The 13,950-nt window shown below is 36.0% G+C and carries 12 protein-coding genes; 3 read left to right on the plus strand and 9 right to left on the minus strand.

The features are described 5' to 3' along the window. Nucleotides 1-462: 462 nt before the first annotated feature. Genes gatB through NSA47_RS07295 form a run of 5 tightly spaced genes read right to left on the minus strand, consistent with a single transcriptional unit; the run spans nucleotide 463 to nucleotide 4,781 of the window. Nucleotides 463-1,890, minus strand: a complete 1,428-nt coding sequence (gene gatB, locus NSA47_RS07275; protein WP_257530469.1) for an Asp-tRNA(Asn)/Glu-tRNA(Gln) amidotransferase subunit GatB — start codon at nucleotides 1,888-1,890, stop codon at nucleotides 463-465. Further along, entirely contained in the window at nucleotides 1,891-3,366 is a 1,476-nt protein-coding gene (gene gatA, locus NSA47_RS07280) for an Asp-tRNA(Asn)/Glu-tRNA(Gln) amidotransferase subunit GatA (RefSeq protein ID WP_257530471.1), read from the minus strand. A gap of 13 nt (nucleotides 3,367-3,379) precedes the next feature. Then, the gene (gatC, locus tag NSA47_RS07285) at nucleotides 3,380-3,664 is read right to left on the minus strand and encodes an Asp-tRNA(Asn)/Glu-tRNA(Gln) amidotransferase subunit GatC (protein WP_257530473.1); all 285 of its coding nucleotides are present in this window, start codon (nucleotides 3,662-3,664) and stop codon (nucleotides 3,380-3,382) included. Nucleotides 3,665-3,705: 41 nt separating this feature from the next. After that, on the minus strand, nucleotides 3,706-4,356 hold the full coding sequence (locus tag NSA47_RS07290) for a Crp/Fnr family transcriptional regulator (protein ID WP_257530475.1): 651 nt from the start codon (nucleotides 4,354-4,356) through the stop codon (nucleotides 3,706-3,708). A 35-nt stretch (nucleotides 4,357-4,391) separates the two neighbouring features. Next, nucleotides 4,392-4,781, minus strand: coding sequence for a hypothetical protein (locus tag NSA47_RS07295; RefSeq protein ID WP_257530477.1), 390 nt, complete (start codon nucleotides 4,779-4,781; stop codon nucleotides 4,392-4,394). Between the two features lie 193 nt (nucleotides 4,782-4,974). On the opposite strand from NSA47_RS07295, the gene NSA47_RS07300 reads away from it, so the two are divergent. Next, on the plus strand, nucleotides 4,975-5,700 hold the full coding sequence (locus NSA47_RS07300; RefSeq protein ID WP_257530479.1) for an ATP-binding protein: 726 nt from the start codon (nucleotides 4,975-4,977) through the stop codon (nucleotides 5,698-5,700). A gap of 320 nt (nucleotides 5,701-6,020) precedes the next feature. Here NSA47_RS07300 and NSA47_RS07305 read toward each other — a convergent pair whose 3' ends face one another. The 4 genes from NSA47_RS07305 to pcrA all read right to left on the minus strand — a co-directional run bounded on the left by NSA47_RS07305 (nucleotide 6,021) and on the right by pcrA (nucleotide 11,268). After that, nucleotides 6,021-6,578: a hypothetical protein gene (locus NSA47_RS07305; RefSeq protein WP_257530481.1), complete on the minus strand. Its 558-nt coding sequence runs from the start codon at nucleotides 6,576-6,578 to the stop codon at nucleotides 6,021-6,023. A 51-nt stretch (nucleotides 6,579-6,629) separates the two neighbouring features. Then, nucleotides 6,630-6,923 (minus strand): hypothetical protein, encoded by a 294-nt coding sequence (locus NSA47_RS07310; RefSeq protein ID WP_257530483.1) that lies wholly within the window; start codon nucleotides 6,921-6,923, stop codon nucleotides 6,630-6,632. Nucleotides 6,924-7,004: 81 nt separating this feature from the next. Then, nucleotides 7,005-9,005 carry an NAD-dependent DNA ligase LigA gene (gene ligA, locus NSA47_RS07315; protein ID WP_257530485.1) on the minus strand — a complete coding sequence of 667 codons (2,001 nt, stop codon included), beginning with the start codon at nucleotides 9,003-9,005 and terminating at the stop codon, nucleotides 7,005-7,007. A 40-nt stretch (nucleotides 9,006-9,045) separates the two neighbouring features. After that, nucleotides 9,046-11,268, minus strand: coding sequence for a DNA helicase PcrA (gene pcrA, locus NSA47_RS07320; RefSeq protein ID WP_257530487.1), 2,223 nt, complete (start codon nucleotides 11,266-11,268; stop codon nucleotides 9,046-9,048). Between the two features lie 411 nt (nucleotides 11,269-11,679). Between pcrA and NSA47_RS07325 the strand changes: the two genes are divergently transcribed. Both NSA47_RS07325 and feoB read left to right on the plus strand, forming a co-directional pair. Then, nucleotides 11,680-11,904, plus strand: a complete 225-nt coding sequence (locus NSA47_RS07325; RefSeq protein ID WP_257530489.1) for a FeoA family protein — start codon at nucleotides 11,680-11,682, stop codon at nucleotides 11,902-11,904. 54 nt (nucleotides 11,905-11,958) lie between these two features. Further along, nucleotides 11,959-13,950: a ferrous iron transport protein B gene (gene feoB / locus NSA47_RS07330; protein WP_257530492.1), complete on the plus strand. Its 1,992-nt coding sequence runs from the start codon at nucleotides 11,959-11,961 to the stop codon at nucleotides 13,948-13,950.

Consider the following 13,950-nt stretch of genomic DNA (forward strand, 5'->3'; position numbering starts at 1 on the left):
GTTTATAATTTTTAGGCAAGCACTTTCTTTATAGTATTCATTGTCCCTGGGAAATATGAAACTTATTGCTTGACTAAAAAAAAATTATAGATATCATATTACACTATTTTCAAACAATTTGCAAATATTTATTTTTTCAATAAATGGATGCATTTTACAGTGCATTCATTGATATTCATTGCACTTGAGAGATGTTTATTTGTTTTACACAAATTGTTCTTTAAACATTTGGAATAAAAACCCTCTCGCCATTCAATTGATCCAATTTTCTGTTAATTTTCTTTCTAAAAAAGAACCTCTTTTTTCTTTTTTAAAACTATGAATGCTCTAACTAAATTATGCCAACAACCTCTTCTTCTGTCACACTTTTGTAACATATTTGTTGGAAAGCTTGTAAGTTTTATTTCTATAAGAAATACTATACCACAATAAAGAAAAAAAGAATAGAGGAATTTTTCCCCTCTATTCTTCAAGTAAACGTTTCAATACCTGATTTACTACCTGAGGGTTGGCTTTTCCTCGGGATATCCGCATAGTTTGACCAACCATAAAACCAAAAGCTTTTTCTTTTCCTGCTTTATAATCTGCAACAGATTGGGGATTATCCTGGAGTATCCCCCTAATCATATCTTCTAATGCCTTCTCATCATTTATTTGCACAAGACCCTTTTCCTGTATAATATCTTCTGGACTTTTTCCTGTTTTAAACATCTCTTCTAATACTTTTTTCCCTATAGAACCGCTAATTGTCTTTTTCTCTATAAGATGAAGTAATTTAGCAAAGTTCTCAGAGGTAAAGGGAATATCTTCTATTTCTATTTCCCCTGCCCTAAGTAGTCTTAGAATATCCCCCATCATCCAGTTACTTACTGCCTTAGCATCAGAATAGCTTTTTAGGGTTTCTTCAAAATAATCTGATAAGGCTCTAGAAGTGGTGAGGATGTCTGCATCATATTCTGGCAAGCCAAGCTCTTTTACATATCTTTTTTTCCGACTATGGGGAAGTTCTGGCAGTTCTTCTCTTAATCTTTCAATATAAGAATCTTCTAATAGAATAGGCACAAGATCTGGATCAGGAAAATATCGATAATCCTGGGCCTCTTCCTTACTTCTTAGAGAATAACTAACGCCCTTTTCATCATCCCATTTTCTAGTTTCTTGGATAATTTCTTCTCCCTTCTCCAATGCTTGCATTTGTCTTTGACTCTCGTGCTCTATAGCCCGTACTAGGGAGCGGAAGGAGTTTAAGTTTTTCATTTCTGTTCTTGTACCTAAAGCCTCTTGCCCCTGAGGTCGAATAGATAAATTGACATCAAAACGCAAGGATCCCTCTTGCATTTTGCAATTGGACACTCCAGTGAATTCCAATATAGCTTTAATTTTTTCTGCATAGGCTTTAGCTTCCTCCGCACTTCTCATATCTGGATCAGATACAATCTCGATAAGGGGTATTCCTCCCCGGTTGTAATCTGCCAATGTTCCTTCTGAGGAATCATGCACTAGCTTTCCAGCATCCTCTTCAATATGAATATGATGTATCCCAATAGATTTTTTATTGCCCTCTACATCAATCTCTACACTTCCTCTGGTACATAGGGGATAGTCAAACTGGGAGATTTGATAAGCCTTAGGTAAGTCTGGATAAAAATAGTTCTTTCTATCTAATTGACTGTATTTTGCTATACCACAGTTTAGAGCCATACCTGCTTTTACTCCATACTCTACTACTTTTTCATTGAGTACCGGTAGTGTCCCCGGCATTGCCAAGCATATGGGACAGGTTTGAGTATTTTCTTCGGCGCCAAAGGCTGTGGAGCAGGAACAGAATATCTTTGTTTCAGTATCTAACTCTGCATGGATTTCCAAACCAATAACCATTTCATATTTCATCTATTCCACCTCCCTTTCTATCGTAGGTCTCCTCTTATGATAATCGGTAGCCTGTTCAAAGGCATAGGCTGCCTGTAACAATGTCTTTTCATCAAAGGCCTTTCCAATAAGTTGCAGGCCAATCGGCAAACCTTCTTTACTAAATCCTGCGGGTATAGATAGGGCTGGTAATCCTGCTAAATTTACTGGTACAGTAGCGGTATCAGTAAAATATCCTTCTAAAGGATCTTCAGTCTTTATACCTAAAGGATAGGTCGGAGACAGACTGGTAGGGGACAATAAAACATCATATTTTTCGAAGGCTCTATCAAAGTCCTCTCTAATTAAAGTTCTTATCTGCATGGCTTTTTTATAGTAAGGTTCATATTTGCCCGCACTTAAAACATAGGTTCCTAATAATATTCTTCTGACGACTTCTGGACCAAAGGCTTCCCCTCTGCTTTTTTTGTATAATTCCTCTAAGCTTTCAAAGTCTTCCGTCCTATAACCATAACGTATCCCATCATAACAAGACATATTAGAGCTTCCCTCAGCAGATGAAATAATATAATACACCCCAAGAGCATATTCACTATGGGGTAAAGACACGCTTTCCCATTGGGCTCCTAAACCTTTTAGGGTATCAAGGGCATCTTCAAATGTTTTTTTCACCTCTGGGGATAGGTCCTGTTCCATAAATTCCTTGGGTACCCCGATTTTTAAACCCTGTACACCCTTCTGAATGTCTTTAAGATAATCTATCTTTTCTCCCTTATAAGATGTAGAATCTTTTTCATCGTGGCCTACAATAGTATTTAGAACTAAGGCACTGTCCTTTACATCCTTAGTAAGAGTCCCCACTTGATCTAGGGAGGATGCAAAACTTACTACTCCATAGCGAGATACCAACCCATAGGTTGGTTTTAGACCTACTACACCACAAAAGGATGCTGGTTGTCTTACCGATCCCCCTGTATCTGTACCTAGGGTAAAATAAGCCTCCCCTGCAGCTACTGCTGCGCTAGAGCCTCCACTGGATCCTCCTGATACTTTGGTTCTATCCCAAGGGTTTTTAGTGGCATGAAATATGGAGTGTTCGGTAGAGGAGCCCATGGCAAATTCATCCATATTACATTTGCCCAATAGTATAGCGCCTGCTTCCCTTAGTCTTTGAGTAACGGTAGCATCATAGGGAGGAGTAAAGTTTTCCAACATTTTAGATGCACAGGTGGTTTTTATTCCCTCAGTGCATATATTATCCTTTAATGCCATAGGAATGCCAGCTAGAGGTCCTGGGTCCTCTCCCTTGGCAATCTTTTCATCCACCAATCTAGCCTGTTCTAAGGCCAACTCTGGGGTGAATAAGATGAAAGATTTCACTTCATCTTCTACTTGCTCAATACGTTTTATGATATTTTTTGTAACTTCTACAGCTGTAATTTCCTTTTTTAAAATACTGTCTCTTATCTCTAATGCTGTTTTTTTATATAAATCCACTAATGTAACCTCCTTATTCCTCTACGACTTTAGGGACTTTGAAATAGTTTTTCTCTTGGGACGGTGCATTGTTCAGTACTTCTTTTATATCCAAAGAAGGTTTTACTCTGTCCTTTCTTAAAACATTATGGGAATCCAATATATAGGAAGTGGGTTCCACATGAGAAGTATCTAGCTCATTTAACTTTTCCATATACCCTAAGATTACTCCTAGTTGCTGTGCATAGTTTTCTATTTCTACCTCATTAAGATGTAGCTTTGCTAAATCAGCTATGTATTTAACATCTTTTTTATCCATGGCTACTTCACCTACTTTCTTTGTTGATTTTTAAAAAATATTTAAGTCAAAAGCAAATCTTCTAGGGCATCTTTATCTATGATGGTCACTTTTCTACCTTTTTGAGCAATATATCCTTCATTTTCCATTTCACTAAAATTTCTGGAAACTACTTCCCTAGAAGTTCCTAATAATAGGGCAATTTTTTGTTTAGAATAGAGGAGTTTGACCTCTAAGCTTTGTTGCTCCTGGGATAGGGTCAATAAAAGTCTGGCAATTTTCTGTTTTATTGTTTTTAAGGAAAGCATTTCTACCTTATTATTCAGCAATTGAATCTTTTGAGTAAGTTCCCTAAAAAATGCCTTTGTAAATTCTCTATTTCTCTGGGACATTGTCAGTAGAATTTCCCGATGTATCATTCCTATTTTACAGTTGGTCTCTGCCACCACGGTGACAACATAATTTCCTCCTTCAAATACTAAGGCTTCTCCAAATATATCGTCCTTTCCTAAAAAGGAAAGGATTTGTTCTTTTCCATCGGCTGCATACTTACATAATTTTACCTGTCCTTCTATGATCATACTCAAATAATCACATTGATCTAAAGGAGAAAAAATAGTCTCTTCCTTAATATATTCTTTTATTTCCATATTCTGTTCAAAATACTCCTTGTCCGTTGGAGTTAGAACAGAAAATAGTAAAGAGTTTTTCATTGATACCCTCCTTATTCCTCTATCTCCTCCACTTTTTATCGCCTATTTTTCCTCTTAAATAGTCTTTTAAAAAAGGACTCATATTCTTCCTCCTCTTCCTCCCAATCTTCCTTATCCACAATATTTTTACTGACTATTTCAATGATTTCATCCTTTTCTTTTTGCTTTCTGTCTTCTATAAGTTTTTGTTGATTCATTTTCTCGATTAATTCAGGATTGATTTTTCGAATAAAATAATTTAATCCAGAATATATTTTTTTTAGTTCTTCATATTCCAATAGGTAACCATTGTCATCCATTATTCCTAAACCAATAAATTCTTCATTTTCTCCACTCCCCCTTACGATTTTGGTAAAGGTGAGTTTTTCTAATTCTTCCATGTTATAGTCTGAACAAGCATCCAATAAGCTATTAGTATTTTCCATTTTTTCTCCCTCTCTGTTTTGTTAGATTAGCTTATTTATAGATAAGCAATTTGATATCTAAAAAAATTAACTTCCTATTTCATTGCTTGTCTACTATTATATCAAATTTTTCATTGTGTAACTTTTATCACACCTTAATTTTATATTTTTTGTTAAAATAAGATATAAATACGTAACCTAGGAGGTTTTTATATTGCTTAGAAAAATTGTTCATATTGATGAAGATAAATGTAACGGGTGTGGTTTATGCATTCCCAACTGTGCTGAAGGCGCAATCCAAATTATTGATGGCAAGGCAAAACTACTTTCTGATAATCTTTGTGATGGATTAGGGGCTTGTCTAGGAAATTGTCCAGTAGATGCTATTAAGGTAATTGAACGAGAAGGAGATGCTTTTGATGAAGAGGCAGTGGAAATGCATCTTAAATCTTTAAAGGAACAACCTTCTTCTACTAAAAATACTATACCTCAAAATATGGGTGGGTGTCCAGGTAGCAGAATGATGATGATGGATGCGGTAGAAGAAGAAAAGAATACCCCTGCCGTAAAATCCCAATTACGACAATGGCCAGTGCAAATGCATTTGGTGCCTCCAAATGCTCCTTACTTTAAGAATTCAGATTTGCTCATCACTGCTGATTGTGTACCCGTGGCCTATGGTAATTACCATCAAGATCTTTTAAAAGGTAAAAGCGTAGTTATGGGTTGTCCAAAATTAGATGATGTAAGTGCCTATATAGAAAAATTTGTGGATATGATTCAAAGCAATGATTTCAATAGCATCACCATCGCCTTTATGGAAGTTCCCTGCTGCATGGGCATGATAAGAGCTTTAGAGCAAGCCATGGACATTGCTGGCAAGTCGGTGCCTGTACACAGAATGAAGATTACTATAGATGGACAAATGGTTGAAATGTAAATACTAAAAAGCAGGAGATTTGAACTGACCCTTGTCAAATCTCCTGCTTTTTAATATTGTCTAAATCTGTCATATTCCTCTTCTCCAATATGTAATTTTATTAGGCTTAAAGCCCGCTTTATAGATTTTCTGTAATAATAGTATCCATAAACACTTAATATCAATAAGGATATTAATGTTTTAGACATAAGAACATTTGAAAACATCCCAGTTGCCCCCTTATTTTAGTCTTCTTATTTACTATGTAAAGGGGTAGGGGAATATACCTATAAATCAACAAAGGACCCTTTCATCTTGAAAGAGTCCATTTCTATCTAGTGCTATTTTATTGGTAACCAATCTACCTTCCAAATATCTTGTTGGTTTTTTAATAATTTAAAATTCCATACAAGATCCCTTGAAATTTCATTGCTTTCTTTTAGAGTAATTTGGATATATGCTGTATCATCATCATATCTGATTTGGGATAGCTTCTTTATATTCTCCTTTAATTCTTTAATCAATAGGAGATTCTCTTTGTCCATTTTCTCTCCATCCATATCCCCTAGGAAATCTTTTTTCTTAGGTGTCCCATATACCTCTCCCTTGATATAAAAACCATAAAGGGTATTGTAGTCATGGATTTCATAGGCATGAATGTAACATTTGAAAATTTCTAAGGGAGTCAATTGTTTTAGTAGTTGCTCATCTCCTGTTTTTGCGTATTTTTCATAAATTTCTAACTGACCATGAGTCAAAGAAATATCCCTTGTTTCTAATTCTGTTGTATTCTTTATTTCATCATTTTTTAAAATTTTTACAGGATTATCTATCATTTGACAACCACTAATTAAAAGTAAAATGAAAGCTAAGCATATTGTAACAATAAATCCCTTCATGACCATGCCTCCCGTGGTAAATCCTAGTTATATTGGATGGTGTAAAAGATACTACATGATATTGATGGTAACCCATCCGGCTGACAATATCACTAAATAAATAATTGCCAGTCCCAAAAGTACGTCAGAAAATACATTTACTGTTCTCTTTTTAATATCTTTACATAGCATCTTTATGCCCAAAGTCATAAAGACCGGACTAATCATAAATAATCTAAAGGAATGGGGCTCTAGTGCAGGTATGTATTGCCTAGTGATCTTGATGAATAAAAACACTACACCTATTAAGGTAGACAATCCCCCCACCATTGTACGTAGAATGCACAACTTTCTTTTTTTACCCATAAAAGTTACCTCCAAATCATCTTACTCTATTATACAAGCAATCATTTCACAATATTGTTACATACTTTTATATATCTTGTATCAATTTGTCCCTATCATTTCTATAAATTGGTCTTCATTAATAATATTTACTCCTAATTTTTCTGCTTTTTGTAACTTGGATCCTGCTTCGGCACCTGCTACAACATAATGGGTGTTTTTACTGACACTGGAGGTAACTTTTCCTCCTCTTTCTTCTATGAGATCACCGGCTTGTTTTCGAGTAAGATGGAGTAAAGTACCCGTCAACACAAAGTTTAATCCTTCAAAGAGATCATTTCTTTTTTCCTCTGCCTGACTTATTTCCATAACCACTCCTGCCGTTTTTAATCTCTCAATGATCTTTTGATTTTCCTCTTCTGAGAAAAATGCAACAATATTTTCTGCCATTTTTTCTCCTATATCCTTTATCTGTGTTAAATCTTCTACTTTTGCTCTAAATAAATTGTCTATATTCTTATATTCCTCTGCTAAGACCTTGGCTCCTCTTTCTCCTACAAAGGGTATACCCATAGCAAAAATAAGCCTAGCCAATCCACTTTCTTTGGATTTTTCTATAGACTTTAGCAAATTGTCAGTGGATTTCTCCCCCATTCTCTCTAACTGCATAAGTTTGTTTTTCTCTAAATAATATATGTCACTGGGATCCTTAATTAGACTATTTTCTAATAATTGGGTCACCACAGCAGGTCCTAGGCCTTCAATGTCCATGGCATTGCGGGAGACAAAATGTATAATTCCCCGTCTTACCATAGCAGGACAGGCTACATTGGTACATTTAATAGCAGCTTCTCCTTCTACCCTATGGGTATGGGCACCACATACTGGGCAATGCTTTGGCATGGTAAATTTTCTTTCTTCTCCTATTCTATCCTCTATAACTACACGTACTACTTCGGGAATAATATCCCCTGCTTTTTTTACAATCACCTGATCCCCAATACGAATATCCCTAGCTTGAATATAATCTTCGTTATGAAGGGTAGCTCTGCTGACAATAGTACCGGCTAAACTTACAGGCTCTAGTATTGCTGCAGGAGTTAGGACACCAGTTCTGCCTACCTGTACCTCAACATCTAGCAATTTGGTCTTTTTTTCTTCTGCTGGAAATTTAAAGGCTATAGCCCACCTCGGGCTCTTAGAGGTGGCTCCCAGCTTCTCCCTTTGGGCTAGATTGTTCACTTTAATGACCAGTCCATCAATCTCAAAGGGCAAATCTTGCCTATGATCACTCCAGTAGTGACATTTTTCTATAATTTCATCAATTCCTTTACATAGAAAATATTCACTGACCTTTAGACCTGTGCCCTTTAAATAGTCCAAAGTTTCACTATGGGAGGTAAAACCTTTATCTTCTATATTCTCTAAATTAAAGATAAAGGCGTCTAGAGGCCTAATGGCAGCCAGCTTTGGATCCAACTGCCTGATAGATCCTGCTGCAGCATTTCTAGGGTTGGCAAAAAGGGGTTCTCCGTTCTTTTCTCTATTGGCATTTAATGTGAGAAAATCTGCTTTAGAAATAAAGATTTCTCCTCTTACTTCCAGAGTTGCTTTTTCCTTTAATCTTAAAGGTATGGAATAAATGGTTCTTAAATTGGAAGTAACATCTTCCCCTACAAAACCATCTCCCCGAGTAGCTCCTCGTACAAATCTTCCCTCTTCAAAATTTAATACCACAGTGAGCCCATCAAATTTATATTCTAGGACATATTCCACATCTTCGCCTATACTACTTACCACTCTATGGTGGAAGTTCCTTAAATCACTATCATTAAAAGCATTGGCAAGGCTTAATTTGGGAATATTGTATTCCACCTTGGGAAAAGCCTCTAGGGCTATTCCTCCTACTCTTTGGGTAGGAGAGTCAGAGGATAATAACTCGGGATATTTTTCTTCTAAGGTAATTAATTCTTGCATGAGTTGATCATATTCAAAATCCTGTATCTCCGGTTGGTCCAAAACATAATATTGATGATTGTGATGTTCTATCTCTTTCCTTAATTGTTCTACCTGCTCACTGGCTTTTTCAAATTCATTCATCATTTTTCACCTACTTTATTTTCTTTCTGCCACCACAAGTTAGTTAGCCTATAATCGTTAATGGTGCAAAGGACAAGGATAGCTTTTTGATCCCTAGGCCCGGGAAAGCAATGGATAATAAAATATCCCCCTCTTGTTCTTTTCGCTCCACCACTGTGCCAATCCCCCACTTACCATGCTTTACCTTCATCCCCACTTTTACATCACTAGATGAAATATTTTTATTTTGGGATACAGGTGTAGATTTTGTGGGCGTGCTTTTAAGAGCATTTTCTCTTCCTTGATGGTATGCAAATTTATTGGAAAAGGCTGGTTCACTCCTAAATACAGATTTTTCCTCCTCTTGTTCTAATAATTGGGATGGAATTTCATTCAAAAATCTGGATTTACTATAATAGGTAGTTTGCCCATAAATGCTTCGTTGTAGTGCATAGCTCATATACAGTTTTTCCATAGCCCTAGTAATTCCTACATAACATAATCTTCTTTCTTCTTCCATTTCTTCATAGTCGGTAAGAGATCTGGAATGGGGGAACATCCCTTCCTCCATGCCTGCTAAAAATACCACAGGGAATTCTAATCCTTTGGCGTTATGCAAGGTCATGAGTACCGCTGCTCCTTCTTCGGAATCCAGATTATCAATATCTGCCACTAAGGCAACATTTTCTAAAAATGCCTGTAGGCTGGTTTCATCACTATTGGACTCAAATTCGGCAGCTCCCGATACAAATTCCTCTAAGTTTTCCATTCGGATATCTGCCTTATCTACCTTTCCCTCTCTTAGCATATCCATATAACCCGTATCTTCTATGACCTGTCTGATTAAATCGGTTAGTCCCATAACTTCCTTTAGGGTGCTGAACTTTGCCATCATATCTGCAAAGCTTTTTATCTTTCCTTTAACTCTTTCGGTTAATCCCGGTACTTCTTCTATATTGGATATTGCACTATACATTCCTATGTCTTTAAACTCCGCATAGCCCTCTATTTTTTCCAAAGTGGTCTTTCCAATTCCTCTTTTAGGCATGTTGATAATACGCTTTAGGGCAATATCATCAAAGGGATTTTCCATTAGAGTAAGATAGGCCACAATATCCTTGATTTCCATTCGGGAGTAGAATTTTTGTCCTCCAAAAATTTGGTAGGGAATGCCTGCCCTCATTAAAGATTCTTCTATCACCCTAGACTGAGCATTGGTACGATACAATATGGCAAAATCCCTATAATTTCGTTCTTCTTGATTTCGACATTTTTCTATTTCCTGGGCAATAAAATTCCCTTCTTCGTACTCGTTATTATTCCCACATACATAAATCGAATTTCCTTCTTTTTTGTCTGTCCACAATTTCTTGCTTTTTCGACCTGTGTTGTTTTGTATGACACAATTTGCGGCATCTAAAATATTTTGGAAAGAGCGATAGTTTTGTTCTAATTTGATGATTTTCGCATTGGGGTAGTCCCGTTCAAATTCTAGGATATTACGAAGGTCAGCTCCTCTAAACCGGTAAATGGACTGGTCATCATCTCCCACAACGCAAAGATTTTTGTACAGTCGGGAAAGCATTTCAATAAGTTGATACTGGGCATGGCTAGTATCTTGGTACTCATCCACTAGAAGATATTTAAATTTTCGTTGATAATATTCTAAAACCTCGGGATTCTCTCGAAAAAGCTCTATGGTTTTAAAGATTAAATCATCAAAATCCAAAGCATTGTTTTTCTTTAACTTTCTTTGATAAAGTCGGTACACCGAACCAATCTTTTCTAGTCTATAGTTTTCTTGGTTTTGTCTTAAATATTCCTCCGGAGTCAATAGCTTGTCCTTTGCCTCAGATATGGCGGAAGTTACTCCCGGTATGGGAAATTGTTTTTCACTCATATTCAGCTCTCTTAGGCATTCTTGCATAAGACTTTTTTGATCTATGGTGTCATAGATGACAAAGTTTCTTCCATAGTCTAATTTTTCAATATCCTTTCTGAGCATTCTCACGCACATGGAGTGAAAAGTACTGACCCAGATAGAATTACTTTCTGGTCCTACCAGCTTTTCTACCCGATGTCGCATTTCCTTGGCGGCTTTATTGGTAAAAGTAATGGCTAATATTTGAGAGGGATAGGCCTTTCCCTGTTCTATAATGTAGGCAATTCTATGGGTTAGCACCCGAGTTTTTCCCGATCCAGCCCCTGCTAAAATCAGCAGGGGTCCTTCGGTATTCTCTACCCCTTGCACCTGCTGAGGATTTAGTCCCTGTAAAAGATTTGACATATTGATACTCCTTTCTTTTGTTACGATGAAATATATAAGGTTTTGATTTTTCTATGAAGTTCATGATTATCTATAGTCTTACCATAATAAACCTGAGATTTATCAAAGGATGACAATATAAAAAGAGGAATAATTTATTCCTCTTTTTATATTAGTATACCATAATTTTATTGAGAAAATATAATCCCTATTGGCCAACAGGTCATCTTTGATAAAGAAAATATTTTCACAAAGGGCCAATGAAGCAATAGAAGCCTTTGCCATAGAACACGCAAGAATCTTCCCCTCATGTGCTTTTTCTTGTCTTTTTTGTAGCATTCTATTGATTTTATCTGAAAAACGTTGTAATATGTTATTGATAATCATTATCATGAATTTATACTAGGTATTAAAGTAGAAAGGAAGATTTTTATGAATAATGTTTCCTTAGCACTTCTTAAACCCTGCGAGGTGGGGAGAATTCAGGAAATTTCTGGTGGACGTTCGGCTAAAAAAAGGTTATATGAATTAGGGTTAAATACAGGAACCCAGGTTAAAATGGTGAAAAATGATCTTGGACCTGTCATTTTAAACGTCTCAGGATTTAAATTAGCCTTGGGACGAGGTCTGGCTAATAAGATTATTGTTGAAAAATAGTTTTTATTCTATAACCATTATTGATAATGGCTATCCTTAGAAAGGAAGTATTATATGAATATAATCGCACTAGTAGGCAATCCCAATAGTGGAAAAACCACTTTATTTAATGCATTGACAGGCTCAAATCAACATGTGGGCAATTGGCCTGGAGTTACTGTAGAAAAGAAAGAAGGAAAAATCAAATACAACAACAATGAATACAATGTAGTGGACTTACCTGGTACCTATAGTCTCGGAGCCTATTCTGAAGATGAAATTGTTGCTCGAGATTATATCTTAAAGGGAAATCCTGATATCGTTATTAATGTAGTGGATGCTACCAATCTAGAAAGAAACTTATATTTAACTACACAATTATTAGAAATGGGTACAAAAGTTGTACTGGCTTTAAATATGATGGACGAAGCCAAGGCAAAAAATATTAAAATTGATTTGGAGGCTTTATCTAAAAATTTAGGAATACCGGTTGTTGCAACAGTGGCATCTAAAAGAGAAGGATTAGATGGATTACTAAAGAAAGCAATCTCCTATTTTGATAATGACTATTCTCATAAAAATATTGATTATGGTGAAAATATTCGTAGAGAATTAGATCATATAAAGAGCCTACTAAATGGCTCTACTTTTGATTATCCTACGGATTGGATTGCTATAAAGCTTCTAGAAGGTGATCAAGATGTTATAAGCCACGTGGAGAAAAAAACCTCTTCAGATCTAAAGAATAATTTTGAGCAAATCAAAGAGTTATCCAGTGATTTTGAGTTCGAAATTGTTGATAAAAGGTACAATTTCATTGGTACAGCTGTAAAGTGTAGTGTTGCTAGACCTATGGAAGATAAGGAAACTTTTACAGATAAAATTGATAAAATAGTCACCCATAAATTCTGGGGACTACCTATTTTTGCAATCATTATGTTTATGGTATTTCAATTAACCTTTGTAATAGGGCAAGATGTTTTTGGTGAATTTGTCGCTAATTTTATTGAAGGCATAGGAAATTATTTATCTATATTTTTAGAAGCTATTCATGCACCTGCTTTATTAAGCTCTTTTATCATTGAAGGAATGTTTGGAGGAATTGGTGCTGTATTTGAATTTATTCCATTAATTGTAGTCCTTTATTTCTTTATAGGTATATTGGAAGATACAGGTTATATGGCACGTGCTGCCTATGTTATGGATGGGATAATGAGAGCCCTGGGGCTTCATGGGAAAAGCTTTATCTCCATGATTGTAGGATTTGGATGTAATGTTCCAGGGATTATGGCCACGAGAACTCTAGACAGTAAAAAAGATAGAATGATTGCCATTCTAATTAATCCTTTTATGTCCTGCGGTGCAAGATTACCTATTTATCTAGTGTTTATTGCCGCTTTCTTTCCTAATCATGGAGGTATAGTGCTATTTTCATTATATGCTTTAGGAATTCTTATGGCTTTAATCATGGGTAAGGTGTTTAGCAAGACTTTATTTAAAGGGCAATCCTCAGATTTTATTATGGAATTACCACCCTATAGATTCCCTTCCTTTCGATCAGTAGTTAGAGATATGTGGGATAAGGTTTGGGATTTCCTTCACAGGGCCGGAACGGTTATCTTTGTGGTTGTTTCTTTATTATGGGTATTGTCAATATTTCCACTAGGTGTAGAACAATATAGTCAAGAGAGTTTATTAGGTAGAATTGGAACTTTAACTGCTCCTATATTTGCTCTTGCAGGATTTGGCACTTGGCAAGCTTCTGTTAGTTTATTTGCAGGAATTGCAGCCAAGGAAGCCGTAGTGGCCGTATTAGGTATGGTATATGCTGGAGTTAGTGAAGGAACAGAACTAGTTAGTGCTCTTCAAGGAATATTTACTCCATTAACCGCTATGGCCTTTATGGTTATGACCCTATTTTATACTCCATGTGCAGCTGCTTTAGCTACTGTAAAAAAAGAAACAAATTCCAATAAATGGGCTATTTTCATGGCCATTTATACCTTTGTCATAGGTTGGGTTGCCGCTGTTTTAGTTTACCAAGTGGGCACACTCTTAGGATTTTAG

The sequence above is a fragment of the Irregularibacter muris genome (assembly GCF_024622505.1).
In the GTDB taxonomy this organism is placed as follows: Bacteria; Bacillota; Clostridia; order Eubacteriales; family Garciellaceae; genus Irregularibacter; species Irregularibacter muris.